We start from the raw sequence: 13,932 nt of genomic DNA on the forward strand, positions 1-13,932 counted from the left end.
TGTCGCATAGGTCCGGAACCTGACCGTGCCTATGTTCAGTTAAGGCGCAGATCCTGGCGCCACGGGAAGGAAAACCGAAATGAACCGCGCCGTCGCACTCGCCGCCAAAGCCCCCTCTTTGAACGTTCAGCGCGCGGGCATGCTGGTTCTCAACACCGGTTTTTGGACCTTCGTCATCCTGGTCGGGCGAGCCCTCTACGCCTGATCGGTGACGCAGACCCGGGTCGCGCATTCCCCCCTTTGCGCGACCCGGGGGTACCCTTTTCGAGCACGGCCCGCCCCCGACACGCTGTCGCGATATTCCCCCTTTGCAGGACGGCCGATCGGCGCCCATATTCCTATCGTGTTGTTCAACATCTGAAAGGAGGTGACCAGTGTCTCATTGTCTCCAACCGAGGTCGCGAGTGACCTGGAGCCTGAAGAACGAGGTTTCCAACTGAGGGCGTTGCACGCCTAAGGTTCGAGTCACGCCGCGATGCGGCTACGACGATGGAGGGCTGTCTCGAGTAATCGGGACGGCCCTTTTTCATTCCCGGATGCGGACGGGACAGGCCCATTGGCCTGTCCCGTCCGCATTCACGCCCCGACCAGTTCCCGCCCGATCAGGAACCGCCGGATCTCGTTGGTGCCCGCGCCGATGTCGTACAGCTTGGCGTCGCGCACCAGCCGCTCCACCGGCCATTCCTTGGTGTAACCCGCCCCACCCAGGGCCTGAACAGCCTCCAGCGACACCTTCACCGCGTTTTCAGACGCCATCAGGATCGCCCCCGCCGCGTCGAACCGCGTGGTCTTGCCGGCGTCGCAGGCCCGCGCCACGGCATAGACATAGGCCCGGGCCGAGTTGAGGGCCACGTACATGTCGGCCACCTTGCCCTGCATCAGCTGGAACGAGCCGATCGCCTGGCCAAACTGCTTGCGGTCGCGGACATAGGGCAGCACCACGTCCAGGCAGGCCTGCATGATGCCTAGAGGCCCGCCCGAAAGCACGGCGCGCTCGTAGTCCAGGCCGCTCATCAACACGCCGACGCCGCCGCCCACCGGGCCCATGACGTTCTCTTCCGGGACCTCGCAGTCCTCAAAGACCAACTCGGCGGTGTCGCTGCCCCGCATGCCCATCTTGTCGAGCTTATTGCTGACGCTGAAGCCCTTCATGTCCTTTTCGATCAGGAAGGCCGTGATTCGTCGCGAGCCCTCTTGTCCATTGGCGGTCTTGGCATAGACCACCAGGGTGTCGGCATGCGGGGCGTTGGTGATCCAGAATTTCGTGCCGTTCAGCACGTAGCGATCGCCGACCAACTCGGCCTTCAACTTCATCGACACCACGTCCGATCCCGAACCGGCCTCGCTCATGGCCAGCGCGCCGACATGCTCGCCGCTGATCAGCTTGGGCAGGTAGCGCGTCTTCTGCTCCGGCGTGCCCCAGCGGCGGATCTGGTTGACGCAGAGATTCGAGTGGGCGCCGTAGCTTAGCCCCACCGAGGCAGAGGCGCGGCTGACCTCCTCCATGGCGATCACGTGCTCGAGATAGCCCAGGCCCAGGCCGCCAAACTCTTCTTCAACGGTGATCCCGTGCAAGCCTAGGTCGCCCATCGGGACCCACAGTTCGCGTGGGAAGCTGTTGGTCTGGTCGATCCTGGCCGCGATCGGCGCGATGTGGTCGGCCGCGAAGCGGGCGGTGGTGTCTCGGATCGCGTCGGCCGTCTCGCCCAGCGCGAAGTCCATCGAAGGTGAGGTTTGGTTCGTCATGGGGCGAACACATAGCACAAACGCCCGCAGATCAAGCAGACCTGCGGGCGTTCATGCTCTCGGTGCGAGGGATCGAGGGTCTAGTCTTCGTTCTCGAGATCGGGATCGCCCAGGCGTCGCATCAGCAGATAGGCCGAGGTGGCGAAGCAGATCATGCCGATCACGCTGGCGGCCCAGCCGAACATCTTGATGGGCGACAGGCCCTCATTGGCCCCGACGCTGAGGTTCCACAGGATACCACCGCCAAACAGCGCCAGGCCGAGCAGGCCCAGGCTGACCAGCAGGCTAACCCCGCCAAAGGCGTGCGGCTGAGCTTCCGCGAACGGCACGTCCTGCGGTTCGAGGTCGACCTCGGCGCTGGTCGAGAAGCCGCCCAGATTGAACACCGAGCCGCCGACGCGCACCCTGGGGGGCTCGAACAGGTTTGGCTCGGCAACGAGCGGCGCCTCGGGGAGCGGCGCCTCGGGCTCCGGCGGCGGCGCAAAGACCGGCTCGGCCGCGGGCTCTTCCGATGTCAGCTGGAATGGCGCGGGCCCGGGCTCGGCCAGGAGGGGCTCTGCGGGCTTCTGATAGAGCACGGCCGACAGCTGGCCAGAGGCGGCCACAGGCGGCTCGGGCAGAACCAGGTCCTGGCTGGGCAAGGCGGCGGCGATCGCCGCGGCCTCGTCGGGCAGGATGGCTTCCAGCCGGGCGCCGACTGCGGCGGCGGCCTGCTCGCTGGCGCTGGGCCGCGACTCCTTGGTCAGCAGGACGGGCGAAGCGTCCTCGCGGTGGGCGACGGCGCGGTCGCCCTCCAGGGAGGTGGTGATAGCGGCCGGAGTTTGGGCAGGGATCAGGGCGCCGGCGTCATGGTCGACCTTGGGCCGCAGCACCGAGCTTGGCGCGGCCACCCAGTTGCCGTCGGTCGGCGTCAGGAACAGCGTCTTCTCGGCCGAGCGGCGGCGCACCAAGGCGTCGATGACGATCCGTTCGCCCTCGAAATCGGCCTTGCGCCACATCTCCATCGCGCCGGCGGCCTGCAACAGCGCGCCCTCGTTAAGCCGACGCAGCACGCCCGAATGGACGAAGTTGTCGGTGCCGATATTGAAGGCGAAACAGGCCAGGGCGTCGAACTGGTTCTGGTTCAGCGGGGTGTAGACGTTCTCGTTCACCGCATGGGCCACGGTGATCAGGTCATAAAGCAGCAGAGCTTCGGCGTCCTGTTCCGAGACAGAGGCGCCAGCTCGGGCGGTCAGGGTGTGGCCATAGCCCAGCGTCCAGCGCCCGTCGGGCAGCTGCGCGGCTTTCATCCGGTAACCCTCGAACCTCTTGATGAGATCGACGGCGGCGCGGGAGACCTGATAACGCGGTTTCATCGCCAGAGATGACCCAGTTTGAGACAGACGCGGATGCGTTCGAGAGACTCCGCGCAAGATGGGCGCCGTTCTTCAGCGCCATCCCTGCACTGCCGCTTGGGTCCCGACTTTCGTCGGTAAGAGCAGCTTGTAGGGGGCGCTAGTGCAACAACAGCGCCGCGATCAGCAGCACCGCGAAGAAGCCGGTGAAGTCGGTCAAGAAGGTGACGAAGATCGACGACGACACGGCTGGGTCGCGTCCCATCTTGGCCAGGGCCAGCGGCGCCAGGATGCCGCCGACCGCCGCGGTGAAGATATTGGTGATCAGGGCCAGGCCGACGATGATCGCTAGCTTACCGTGGTGGTCCTTCGGGCCAAAGAACAGGTAGGTCGCCCCGCCCATCACCACGGCCAGGGTAAAGCCGTTGACCAGGCCGACGCCGAGTTCCCGCAGGATGATCCGGCGAGCGTTGGCGGTGGTCAGCTCCTTGCTGGCCAGGGCCCGCACGGCCACCGCCAGGGTCTGGGTGCCGGCGTTGCCGCCGAGCGACGAGACGATCGGCATCAGGATGGCCAGGGCCACCAGCTGGGCGATCTCGTCCTGGAATACCGCCACGCCGCTGACGGCGATGGTGGCGGTGATCAGGTTGAGCAGCAACCACGGCAGGCGGGCCTTGACGATATCGACCACGGTGGCGTCACGCCCCGCGTCGCTCACGCCGGCCAGGGCCAGGATGTCTTCTTCCGCTTCTTCGCGGATGACCCCAACGATGTCATCGACGGTGATCTGGCCCACCAGCCGTCCGCCGGCCTCGACCACCGGGGCGCTGATCAGGTGGTACTTGTCGAAGATGTAGGCCACCTCCTCCTGGTCCATGTCGACGGTGATCTCGGTCACAGCCTCCATGATCTCGGCCAGGGGGGTCTCCAGCTTGCTGGTCAGCAGCAGGCTGATCGGCAGGGCGCCGACCGGGGTGAACGACGGGTCCACCACATAGACGTCGAAAAACAGCTCCGGCAGGTGGTCGCCCGACACCCGGACATGGTCGATGGTCTGGCCCACGGTCCAGAACTGCGGCGCGGCCAGGAACTCGCGCTGCATCAGGCGGCCGGCCGTTTCGTCCTCGTAGGACAGGCTGGTCTCGATGGCGGCGCGGTCGCCCTCGTCCATGGCGGCCAGCACCTGGGCGCGCTTGCCGGCGTCCAGGTCGTCGATGACGTCGGCGGCGTCGTCAGAGTCCAGCTCCTCCAGCGCCCTCGCCAGGGTCGCCGACGGCGTGGCCTCCAGCACCTCCTCGCGCAGATTGTCGTCCAGTTCGGCGATGATCTCGCCCAGCCATTCCGGGTCGAGGACCGGGATCACCTCTTCGCGGTAGGCGGCCGACAGGAAGCCCATCAGGTCGGCGACGTCGGCCGGCTCCAGCGCGTGGACCAGCTCGCGCAGACGAGCCGTGTCGCCGCGGTCGGCCGCGTCGATGACCATCTCGACATATTCGGGATTGAGGGCGTAGTCGTCGCCAAGGGCGAGGTCTTCGAGATCCTCGACCGCTTCCGGTTCTGGGATCAGCAGGTTGTGACGCGCCTCGTCGGTCAGGTCGACAGTTTCCCGGGTCATGGGCGTCTCCTGAACTGTAAGCGTTGCGTCCTGCGGGTTATTCCGAAGTTGCGAGAAGGGCAAACCCCTTCTCCAGAAATGGGTAGAGCGCGCCCAGCGAGTCGGAAACCGATTTCGCCAAGCGCGCTCTAGGCCTTTGTCCACCTGGTGCGGTCGAGAAGACTCGAACTTCCACGCCCTTTCGGGCACAGCGACCTCAACGCTGCGCGTCTACCAATTCCGCCACGACCGCTCATGGTGAGGCGCGGCAGGTAGCAAACTGAGTTTGATTTGGAAAGAGCGGAGTTTGCACATAGCGAACAAAGCGCCCTTCGCCATGGGCTGGGTCTCAGGCCCCGCCGGCCATGTAGTCGTAGACGTCGGCGGCGCGGGTCACCTGGATGGCGATGCGGTCGTCGCTGATCTGGATTTCGCCCCGGGCGATGGGGTGGTTGTTGGCCAGGATCCAGACCTCGTCATTGGTCTTGGCGTCCAGCGGGATTACCGCGCCGCGGCCCATGCGCAGCAGCTGCTGCATCGGCAGGATCGAGCGCCCCAGAAGAACCGAGATCTCGATATTGACGGCGTTGACCTGGCTCACGAAGTAAGTCCCTGGAAGACACGCGCGGCCATGGTTGGTCGCGTTGCACCTGATGCAAGTCTAAGGCCGCATGCTTGATCGCCCGTTAAGCCTTGAAAATAACGACCTTCCGCTGCTCGGCCATCCGGACGGCGTCCCTGTCGGCTGGGCGGTTTCGACCGGGTACGTGCCTTACCCGGCAGCCGTTGCCGCCATGGAGGCCCGCGCCGCCGCCATCGCCGACGGCACGGCGGGCGAACTGGTGTGGCTGCTGGAGCATCCGCCACTCTACACGGCCGGGGTTTCATCCAAGCCGGCCGACCTGATCGCCGCCGATCGCTTTCCGGTGTTCGCCAGCGGTCGGGGCGGGCAATACACCTATCACGGCCCCGGCCAGCGAGTAGCCTATGTGATGCTGGACTTGACGAAACGCGGCCGAGACGTCCGCGCCTTCGTGCAAGCTCTGGAGGCCTGGATCATCGACGCCCTGGCCGCCTTCGCCGTCACCGGCGAGATGCGCGAGGGCCGGGTCGGCGTTTGGGTCGAGCGCAAGGGTCCCGGCTGGTCGCGTGACGACAAGATCGCGGCGATCGGCGTCAAGCTGCGCAAGTGGGTCAGCTTTCACGGGATCAGCCTGAACGTCGAGCCGGACCTGGAGCATTTCTCCGGCATCGTGCCGTGCGGCCAGACCGAGCACGGGGTCACGAGCCTGGTGGATCTAGGCCTGCCTGTGACCATGGACGAGGCGGATGAAGCGCTGCGGGCCAGCTTTACGCGGGTGTTCGGGGCGGCGGAGGATTCTCCCTCTCCCCTTGCGGGAGAAGGTGGCGGCGAAGCCGACGGATGAGGGTCGCGCTGACCTGTCCGCTTGCGGCCGATCCGCCTTTCGACCCCTCATCCGACCCCGCTCCGCGAGGCCACCTTCCCCCGCAAGGGGAGCAAGGATTTAGACCGCGACCACCGGTTTCAGCGGGTTAGGTCCATACCGATTGGCGCCCTCCTCGCCGGGCATGACGCCCAGCTCGATGATGGTCCACAGCACGACGCCGGCGAACAGGAAGTCCCAGAAGTGTTTGGGCGTCGGCCAGACGGCCACCAACGAGAGCAGGACCAGCGCCGCCCACCAGCCCGACCGACCTCGGTCATGCAGCCGCTTGGAGAACACGCAGGTCGCGACGAACAGCAGCGGCGGGTAGATCAGCCACCCGGTCAAGAGGTGGGTGGTCGTGCCCGTCGCCTCATAGACGACAGCGAAGGTCAGCAGCGCCGCCGACACCATCAGGAACCGCCCGCGCGCCAGCCGGCCCGAGGCCGACAGGAAGAGGTCCCACCATTCCGCGCGATCGTTCATGCTGGTCCCAGCGACTCTCAAGGCTCCAAACCTAAGCCGCGCAATGTTCCGGCGGAAGGCCTAGGCGAAGATCTCGGCGAGTTTGCTATCGGTCTCGCCGCCAATGCCCTTGGGCGATTTTCCATAGCGGTTACGCCCTTGCGTGCCGTCCAAGAAACCCAACTCGATAAAACCCCAGATCCAACCGACGACCGGCACAAGCCAGAAAAACACCACCCAACCACCGCCCTTGTTGCGATCATGGCAGCGCTTTAGCGCTAGAGCGATGCCAATCCACAACTGCGGAATGTAGAGGACGTACTGAACGACCCTCGTAGGACCACTGCCCTTTTCGTAGTCACCAAATATCGCGAACGACACCAAGGTGATGACGACGATGATTACAGTGAACCCAATGTTGATGAGCCAGTAATCGCGGCGGCGCAATCGGCCCTCGAAGCCAAACACCTTCTGCATCATTGTCATCGAATCGCCCCCTCAAGCTCTACCTTGGCGCACACAAACACGCCTAGGCGAACTCCACCAGCACCTCATCGGCGGCCACCGGGTCGCCGCTCTTGGCGTTGACCGCCTTGACCACGCCGTCGCGCTCGGCGCGGATGATGTTCTGCATCTTCATGGCCTCCAGCACGCAGACAATCTCGCCCTCGCGGACGGTCTGGCCCAGGGCGACGTCCATGCTGACCACCAGTCCCGGCATCGGCGACAGCACCAGCTTGGAGGTGTCGGCGGCCTGCTTCTCGGGCAACTTGTCGTGCAGTTCGGCGCTGCGCGGGGTCAGGACCAGCACCTTGGCCTTGGCGGCGCGATGGCGGATCACGAAGCCCTCGGCCGCCGGCGTCACCTGGACGGTGAAGGCCTTGCCGTCGAGCTTGCCGTGGAACACCGGCTTGCCGGGACGCCAGTCGAGGGTCTCCAACACGATCGCGCGGCCCTCGTCCGGCAGCTCCACATTGAGCGACGCGCCCTCTCCCGACAGCCTGACCCGTCGCTTGGCGTGGCCCACCGCGACGATCCACTCGGTGCGGACGGGATTGCTGAGCCCGGCCCCCGTCGTGCGAGACCGGGCCGCGTAGACCCGCTGCATGGCCGCGCCGACGGCGGTCAGCACGTCAGCCTGCTCCGGCGTCGGTTCCACGCCTTTGAAGCCGTCGGGGAACTCGTCCTTGATGTAGTTGGTCGAGATGACGCCCGAGCGGTAGCGCTCCTGGTCCATCACCGCCGCCAGGAACGGGATGTTCTGCCCCAGGCCCTCGATATGGAAGTCCTCCAGCGCCCGCCCCATGCCGTCGATGGCCGCCAGGCGAGTGGGCGCCCAGGTGCAGAGCTTGGAGATCATCGGGTCGTAATACATCGAGATCTCGTCGCCCTCGCGCACCCCGCCGTCGTTTCGGACGGTGTAACCCTCATGCTCGCCCTCCTCCGGAGGGTCGTAGCGAACGAGACGGCCGATGCTGGGCAGGAACTTGCGGTAGGGGTCCTCGGCATAGATGCGGCTCTCGATGGCCCAGCCGTTGATCTTCAAATCATCCTGGGTGAAGGCCAGCGCCTCGCCCCAGGCGGAGCGGATCATTTGCTCGACCAGATCCAGGCCGGTGATCAGCTCGGTGACCGGATGCTCGACCTGCAGGCGGGTGTTCATCTCCAGGAAGTAGAAGCTCTTGTCCTGGCCCACCACGAACTCCACGGTCCCGGCGCTGTCGTAGTTCACGGCCTTGGCGAGGGCCACGGCCTGGGCGCCCATGGCGGCGCGGGTGGCTTCGTCGAGCAAGGGCGACGGCGCCTCCTCGATGACCTTCTGATTGCGCCGCTGGATCGAGCATTCGCGTTCGAACAGGTGGACCACGTGACCGTGCTTGTCGCCCAGCACCTGGATCTCGATGTGGCGCGGGCTCTCGATGAACTTCTCGATGAAGATCCGGTCGTCGCCGAAACCGGCCTTGGCTTCGGCGCGGACGGCCGGGAAGCCCTCCTCGACGTCCTGGCGGTTCCAGGCGACGCGGATGCCCTTGCCGCCGCCGCCGGCCGAGGCCTTGATCATCACGGGATAGCCGACCTGCTCGGAAATGATCACCGCATGGGTCACATCGGCGATCTCGCCGATATGGCCCGGCACGCAGGACACCCCGGCCGCCTCGGCGAACTTCTTGCTTTCGATCTTGTCGCCCATCGCCGAGATGGCGCCGGGGTTGGGACCAATGAACACCACGCCTTCGTCGGCGCAGCGCTGGGCGAAGCTGGCGTTCTCCGACAGGAAGCCAAAGCCCGGATGAACGGCCTCGGCGCCGGCCTGCTTGCAGGCGGCGATGATCTTGTCGGCCACCAGATAGGACTGGTTGGCGGGCGCGGGGCCGATGTGCACGGTCTCGTCGGCCATCTCGACGGCCAGGCTATCGGCGTCGGCGTCGGAATAGACCACCACTGTCTTGATGCCCATCCGGCGGCAGGTCTTGATCACCCGCACCGCGATCTCGCCCCGGTTGGCGATCAGCAGCTTCTTGAACATCCGGCCGTCCCCTACGCGCTTGTCATTGTCTTGTTGGACACCGGACTAGCAGGCCGCTCGCGGTTTGCAACGGCGCCGCAGCGTGACATGGTTCATGACACCGGTTTCCAATGGCGACCGCAACGAAGACCGATGCGCGGCGCCTGGACTGTTGTTCGCATTCGCAACATGAGGCCCACCGCCGCGATCGCACGCCACTTCAGAGGAAACGACCCAATGCTCCGTTCCACGCTTGCCACGCTCGCCCTGGCCGTCGCTCTGATGGCCGGGCCCGCCTTGGCCCAAACCGCGCCCGCCCCGGTTCCCGCCGCGCCGCCGGCCCCGCCCTACGGCCGGTCGGTGACCCTGGCCGAAGCCAAGGTCGCCGTGGCCGCCGCCGAGGCCGAGGCCCGCAAGCAGGGCTGGTTCATGGTCATCGTCGTGGTTGAACCCAACGGCGCCCTGGTGATGAGCGAAAAGATGGATGGGGCGCAGTACGGATCGAACGACGTCGCCCGCCGTAAGGCCGAGACCAGCGCAAACTTCCGCCGACCGACATCCTACTTCCAGGAGGCGGTGAAGGGCGGCACGCTGAACGCCATCTTCACCGGCGCCCTGGCGATCGAGGGCGGCGAACTGCTGATCGTCGATGGCAAGATCCTGGGAGCCATCGGCGCTTCGGGCGGCTCGGGCGCCCAGGACGGCCTAATCGCCAGGGCCGGCGCCGCGGCGGTCAAATAGGCCGGCCTAGTCCACGAATTCCTTGGCGAACATGGCCACATATTCGTCGTGCTTGTCCCCGGCTTCGGGGGCCACGAGGCGGGCGATCGCGGCGCTGAAGGTCACGGGCGCCAGGCCGGACGCGGTGACCAGCCGGCCGTCGGTCACGGCCTTGGCGCTGTCGACATAGCCGCCCGACCCGGCATAGTCCGGGGCCTGCTGGGCCAGCCAGTCTCCGCCGTTCGAGGTGTGCGCCTTACCGGTCAGCAGGCCCGCCCGGGCGGCGGCCACCGTGCCGGCGCAGATCGCGCCAATGATCTTGCCGTCGGCATAGGCTTGGCGCAGCAGGCTGAAGAAGGCCTCGTCGTGATATTCGACCCAGGCGTCCGAGCCGATCAGCAGCAGCACGTCGGCGTCGGCCAGCACCGGATCGGAGAACTTGTAGTCCGACGCCGCCAACACGCCGCCGATCGAGGTCTGCGGTTCGCCGTCAGGCGTGGCGACCTCGATCTGGACACCATTATATTCACGCAGAGCGGCCAGCACGGGGCCAGCCTCCCAATCGGCCCAGCCCGGTTGCAGGAATGCGACGGCGATGGTCATGGCGGAGTCCTCATCATGGTTCGAGACGAACGCGGTAGGTGATTCTGGGCTCCGTCGCCTCTATCGGACGCGCCCTCGAGCCCCTAAATTGTAGCGCATGACAGACATAGCCACCCTCTCCGCCACCGGTTTCGATCTAACTCCGCCGACCGAGCCCGAGCGCCAGCGCCTGGAGGCCGACCTGACCGCCGAGGAAGCCCGCGTCCTGCTGAACCACGGCACCGAGGCCCCGTTCTGCGGCGGCCTGCTTGGCGAGAAGAACCCCGGCGTCTATTGCTGCCGCGAGTGCGGCCTGCCGCTGTTCGAGTACAAGACCAAGTTCGAGAGCGGCACGGGCTGGCCGAGCTTCTACGCGCCGTTCGACGAAGCTCACGTCAAGGAGGTGCGCGACACCGCCTATGGCATGGTGCGGATCGAGACGCTGTGCGCCCGCTGCGACAGCCACCAGGGCCACGTCTTCCCGGACGGCCCGGCCCCCACGCGTCTGCGCTATTGCATCAATTCGGTATCGTTGCAGTTCGTGAGGAGCGGCGAGCCCCTGCCCGACCCGCTAAATCGCGGGGACAAGGTTTCAGGCTAGAGCATTTTTCGAGCGAAGTGGTTCCGGTTCGCACGAAGAAAAATGCGTCAAAACAAAAGACTAGAGCTCACGGCCTGACGCAGTCAGCTCGGGAAATGCTCTAGCGCGAAACCGCGTTGCCGCCCTCGGTGACCATGAGGACGCTGTAGGTCAGGTAGCCGCGCTCGACCATCCGCCGCATGGCTTCATAAACCTCGGCCAGTTCTTCGTAGGCGGCGCGGAGGGCCGAGAGCCGCACGGTCTGCTCGGGCGTGATCGCGACGCCGCCCTCAGTCATGGCCACCGCTTCGGCAACCCAGCGGGCACGCGCCGCGGCGGCGGCGACGGCCAGGCGCTGGAACTTGCCGGAGTCGCTCTTATCGAGCACCTGGGCGATCACCGCGCTGTTGGAGGCGAAGGCCGTGTAGTCGATCTGCTCCAGGTGGCCGCGCAGGCGGCGCTGGGTTTGGGGATCGGTATCCTGCGGTTCGAAATGGTCGTGCGAACGGCGAAAACTGTTGCTGACGGTCGAGGACATGGCGACCTCCCTGAACTGTCCGTCTTGCCCAAGGTGTTTGGGAGGCGAACCTGGACGTCAGCATGCGCGCCACGCCTTAACGCCGGATTGAAGCGGACAGCCGTCAGTCGGGCGTGAAGATGCCCTGCAGGCCGACGATCATGGCGATGACGCCGAACACCGCCAGCACCAGGCCCGATCCCTGCGATCCGCTGGCCGGCAGGTCGCGCCCCGCGAAACGTCCGGCCCGCAGGCGATCCCACAGCAGCAACACGCCCACGGCGATCGCGACGATCTCGAAGTGGAACACGTGCGGCCCGCTGATCAGGTGGACGAGCAGGAAATAGCCGCCGCAAACCAAGGCCACGATGCCGACGATCCAGCGGAAAGGCGACAGTCGGTCGGCGAACCGTCCGAAGTCGTCGCCGGCCTTGGGGATCAGCGCCAGCAGGCCGATGGCCAGCATGAAACCGCCGAGGATGTTGGAGAGGTCGAGGAGGAGCGCGATCATGGCTGTGAAATGCCCGTCCAGTTCTGGCGTTCCACGCCACGCCGACCGCCGGACCCTTGGCCGGCGATCGTCCATAATCGCGGTGTAACGTCGAGACCCACGCTAGCGCAGGAATCTTCAATACTTTTGCCTCGCGGCGCCGCAGATGCCGAATGGTCGCGAGGCTTTCCGACCCGGCGGTCGCCAACAACACTTAACGCGCCCTTCACTGGAACTGAAAAATGGCGAACCATGATCTTGGGCGTGTCTACGGCGACCTTCACCCTGATTCACGTGATCATCAGCCTGATCGGCATCGCCGCGGGCTTGGTCGCCCTGGGCGGCATGCTAATCAACCGGCGGCTGCCCGGCTGGACGACCGGCTTTCTGGCCACCACCGCCCTGACCAGCGTCACGGGCTTCTTCTTCCATTCCAAGGCCATCGGTCCGCCGCGCATCGTCGGCGTAATCTCATTGGTGGTCCTGGCGATTGCGTTCTGGGCACTCTACGGCAGCAAGCTGGTCGGCGCCTGGCGACCGATCTATGTGATCACCGCGACCATCGCCCTCTATCTCAACGTCTTCGTCGGCGTGGCTCAGTCGTTCCGGAAGATCCCGCCGCTGCACGTCCTGGCCCCGGCCGGAACCGAGCCGCCCTTCGCCATCGCCCAGGGGGCTAGCCTGATCCTACTCGGCGGGCTGGGCTTCTTGGCGGTGAAGCGCTTCCGGCCGGTCTCCTAGGGCCGCCGCGTCCAGCCCCAGTCGCTGCGCCACCACCGCCGTCGACGCCCCGCGCGGAACCACGACCCAGTCGCCCGGGTTGGAGGCTAGCACGGCCACCACGGCGTTCTTGGGACAGACGTCGAAGCAACCGACTTCGACGACGCCCGCGCGGGCCTTGCGGCCTTTGCCGGCGATGGATTTTCGCAGCGCCTTGGCCAGGCGCTGATCGCCGTTGTCGCCGAACCCGCCGTCGAGTTTCTTCGAACATTTGCGGCAGACCAGGACCACTTCGGTCCAGTCGGAACGGGCGCGCTTGAACGGCCTATCGTGGCTCACGGAGGTCCTGCCTGACTGGAGCCATGGCTCCGCTCACGCAGATGGGACGCGCCCGGCGGATGGCAAGGCCTCGCCAAGCTGCTAGAGACCGCCGCTGCAAGCAGGAGGCTCGCCATGGTCCGCACTCTGAAAGCTAAGTTGGCCGCGCCGCCATCGAAGATTGATCCCGTCGCCAAGGCCGACCAGGACTGGTTCGACGCCCACGAGGGCCGCGCGTTTCGCCTGCGCGATCCGGCCCCGCTGGAGTTCAGGGACCCGCTGGGCGAACCCGGCGAGGGCTTCTCGTGGCGCGTGCTGGTCGTGAAGCTGGCCGACGGCAATCGCCTACGCCTGCCGGTTTCGCTGGCCTGGGACCTGCACAACGATCACGCCAAGGACGTGCACTTGCGGACGATCTTCGACCAGGTGGCGCCGGAAAAGGCCAAGGCGATGCTGGCGAAAGGCTAGCCCCGCCGCAGCCAGGCCGCCACGGCCCAGGCGTGCCCGTCATGCCGCAGCGCCACCACGGCGTCGCGGGGATCAAGCCACACCAGCGTGTGGTCGTCCTCGACCTTGAGGTCCGGCCGCTCGGCCACGACCGTCACCGCGTACACCCCGCCGAAGTTGCGCAGCGGCTGGCCGTTGGACTTGATGAACGGCTGGCTGATCTCGACCACGCGGCGGCCGACCTCGACCACCAGGCCAGTCTCCTCGCCGAACTCGCGCACGATCGCGGCGGGCTCATCCTCACCGCCATCGACCGCTCCGCCGGGCAGATCGAAATAGGGCGGCTGGCCGGGCTTGCGCACCTCGACCAGGGCGATCTTGCCGTGGGCGCCCTCGGCGATGCCGAAGGCGGCCCAACGGTTCTTGTAGTCCAGCGCCGCGTCGGGCGCGTCGAACGCCAGCAAGCGA

General features: G+C 66.2%; 18 protein-coding genes and 1 tRNA gene. 6 read left to right on the forward strand and 13 right to left on the reverse strand.

All coding sequences use genetic code 11. The features are described 5' to 3' along the window. The first annotated feature begins 79 nt into the window (after nucleotides 1-79). Complete coding sequence (locus tag ACP696_RS02655) at nucleotides 80-205, forward strand: hypothetical protein (RefSeq protein WP_426012664.1); 126 nt, start codon at nucleotides 80-82, stop codon at nucleotides 203-205. Between the two features lie 371 nt (nucleotides 206-576). Here the strand turns inward: ACP696_RS02655 and ACP696_RS02660 are convergent, their stop codons facing one another. The 5 genes from ACP696_RS02660 to ACP696_RS02680 form a co-directional block, all read right to left on the reverse strand. After that, a complete protein-coding gene (locus ACP696_RS02660) occupies nucleotides 577-1,746 on the reverse strand; it encodes an isovaleryl-CoA dehydrogenase (protein ID WP_426012666.1) in 1,170 nt (389 codons plus the stop codon). Nucleotides 1,747-1,826: 80 nt separating this feature from the next. Next, nucleotides 1,827-3,101 carry a lysozyme-family localization factor SpmX gene (gene spmX / locus ACP696_RS02665; RefSeq protein ID WP_426012668.1) on the reverse strand — a complete coding sequence of 425 codons (1,275 nt, stop codon included), beginning with the start codon at nucleotides 3,099-3,101 and terminating at the stop codon, nucleotides 1,827-1,829. A 139-nt stretch (nucleotides 3,102-3,240) separates the two neighbouring features. Further along, nucleotides 3,241-4,695 carry a magnesium transporter gene (gene mgtE / locus ACP696_RS02670; RefSeq protein ID WP_426012670.1) on the reverse strand — a complete coding sequence of 485 codons (1,455 nt, stop codon included), beginning with the start codon at nucleotides 4,693-4,695 and terminating at the stop codon, nucleotides 3,241-3,243. Nucleotides 4,696-4,840: 145 nt separating this feature from the next. After that, nucleotides 4,841-4,927 (reverse strand) — tRNA-Leu (locus tag ACP696_RS02675). A gap of 96 nt (nucleotides 4,928-5,023) precedes the next feature. Next, entirely contained in the window at nucleotides 5,024-5,329 is a 306-nt protein-coding gene (locus tag ACP696_RS02680; protein WP_426013252.1) for a FliM/FliN family flagellar motor switch protein, read from the reverse strand. Between the two features lie 16 nt (nucleotides 5,330-5,345). Between ACP696_RS02680 and lipB the strand changes: the two genes are divergently transcribed. After that, nucleotides 5,346-6,101, forward strand: coding sequence for a lipoyl(octanoyl) transferase LipB (gene lipB / locus ACP696_RS02685; protein WP_426012672.1), 756 nt, complete (start codon nucleotides 5,346-5,348; stop codon nucleotides 6,099-6,101). Nucleotides 6,102-6,200: 99 nt separating this feature from the next. Here the strand turns inward: lipB and ACP696_RS02690 are convergent, their stop codons facing one another. The 3 genes from ACP696_RS02690 to ACP696_RS02700 are packed head-to-tail and all read right to left on the reverse strand — an operon-like array spanning nucleotide 6,201 to nucleotide 9,111. Beyond that, entirely contained in the window at nucleotides 6,201-6,605 is a 405-nt protein-coding gene (locus ACP696_RS02690; RefSeq protein ID WP_426012674.1) for a DUF805 domain-containing protein, read from the reverse strand. Between the two features lie 60 nt (nucleotides 6,606-6,665). Continuing rightward, entirely contained in the window at nucleotides 6,666-7,070 is a 405-nt protein-coding gene (locus ACP696_RS02695; protein ID WP_426043436.1) for a DUF805 domain-containing protein, read from the reverse strand. A 43-nt stretch (nucleotides 7,071-7,113) separates the two neighbouring features. After that, nucleotides 7,114-9,111, reverse strand: coding sequence for an acetyl-CoA carboxylase biotin carboxylase subunit (locus ACP696_RS02700; RefSeq protein WP_426012677.1), 1,998 nt, complete (start codon nucleotides 9,109-9,111; stop codon nucleotides 7,114-7,116). A 216-nt stretch (nucleotides 9,112-9,327) separates the two neighbouring features. Here ACP696_RS02700 and ACP696_RS02705 point away from each other — a divergent pair, with 216 nt between their 5' ends. After that, nucleotides 9,328-9,831 (forward strand): GlcG/HbpS family heme-binding protein, encoded by a 504-nt coding sequence (locus ACP696_RS02705; RefSeq protein ID WP_426012679.1) that lies wholly within the window; start codon nucleotides 9,328-9,330, stop codon nucleotides 9,829-9,831. A gap of 6 nt (nucleotides 9,832-9,837) precedes the next feature. On the opposite strand, the gene ACP696_RS02710 is transcribed toward ACP696_RS02705, so the two are convergent. Further along, complete coding sequence (locus ACP696_RS02710) at nucleotides 9,838-10,413, reverse strand: DJ-1/PfpI family protein (protein ID WP_426012680.1); 576 nt, start codon at nucleotides 10,411-10,413, stop codon at nucleotides 9,838-9,840. Nucleotides 10,414-10,510: 97 nt separating this feature from the next. Here ACP696_RS02710 and msrB point away from each other — a divergent pair, with 97 nt between their 5' ends. Beyond that, nucleotides 10,511-10,993, forward strand: a complete 483-nt coding sequence (gene msrB, locus ACP696_RS02715) for a peptide-methionine (R)-S-oxide reductase MsrB (protein ID WP_426012682.1) — start codon at nucleotides 10,511-10,513, stop codon at nucleotides 10,991-10,993. Nucleotides 10,994-11,093: 100 nt separating this feature from the next. On the opposite strand, the gene ACP696_RS02720 is transcribed toward msrB, so the two are convergent. Together ACP696_RS02720 and ACP696_RS02725 are read right to left on the reverse strand one after the other, a co-directional pair. After that, nucleotides 11,094-11,510, reverse strand: coding sequence for a hypothetical protein (locus tag ACP696_RS02720; protein WP_426012684.1), 417 nt, complete (start codon nucleotides 11,508-11,510; stop codon nucleotides 11,094-11,096). A 103-nt stretch (nucleotides 11,511-11,613) separates the two neighbouring features. Next, nucleotides 11,614-12,000, reverse strand: coding sequence for a hypothetical protein (locus ACP696_RS02725; RefSeq protein ID WP_426012686.1), 387 nt, complete (start codon nucleotides 11,998-12,000; stop codon nucleotides 11,614-11,616). Between the two features lie 231 nt (nucleotides 12,001-12,231). Here ACP696_RS02725 and ACP696_RS02730 point away from each other — a divergent pair, with 231 nt between their 5' ends. Beyond that, on the forward strand, nucleotides 12,232-12,720 hold the full coding sequence (locus ACP696_RS02730) for a hypothetical protein (protein ID WP_426012688.1): 489 nt from the start codon (nucleotides 12,232-12,234) through the stop codon (nucleotides 12,718-12,720). Here ACP696_RS02730 and ACP696_RS02735 read toward each other — a convergent pair. After that, on the reverse strand, nucleotides 12,667-13,038 hold the full coding sequence (locus ACP696_RS02735) for a (2Fe-2S) ferredoxin domain-containing protein (RefSeq protein ID WP_426012689.1): 372 nt from the start codon (nucleotides 13,036-13,038) through the stop codon (nucleotides 12,667-12,669). The two genes, ACP696_RS02730 and ACP696_RS02735, sit on opposite strands and share 54 nt — an antisense overlap. Nucleotides 13,039-13,152: 114 nt before the next feature. Here ACP696_RS02735 and ACP696_RS02740 point away from each other — a divergent pair, with 114 nt between their 5' ends. Then, nucleotides 13,153-13,485 (forward strand): hypothetical protein, encoded by a 333-nt coding sequence (locus tag ACP696_RS02740; RefSeq protein WP_426012691.1) that lies wholly within the window; start codon nucleotides 13,153-13,155, stop codon nucleotides 13,483-13,485. Here the strand turns inward: ACP696_RS02740 and ACP696_RS02745 are convergent. Next, the gene (locus ACP696_RS02745) at nucleotides 13,482-13,928 is read right to left on the reverse strand and encodes an NUDIX domain-containing protein (RefSeq protein ID WP_426012692.1); all 447 of its coding nucleotides are present in this window, start codon (nucleotides 13,926-13,928) and stop codon (nucleotides 13,482-13,484) included. The genes ACP696_RS02740 and ACP696_RS02745 overlap by 4 nt on opposite strands. Nucleotides 13,929-13,932: the final 4 nt, after the last annotated feature.

The organism is Caulobacter sp. DWR3-1-2, from assembly GCF_049896225.1.
Classification (GTDB): domain Bacteria; phylum Pseudomonadota; class Alphaproteobacteria; order Caulobacterales; family Caulobacteraceae; genus Caulobacter.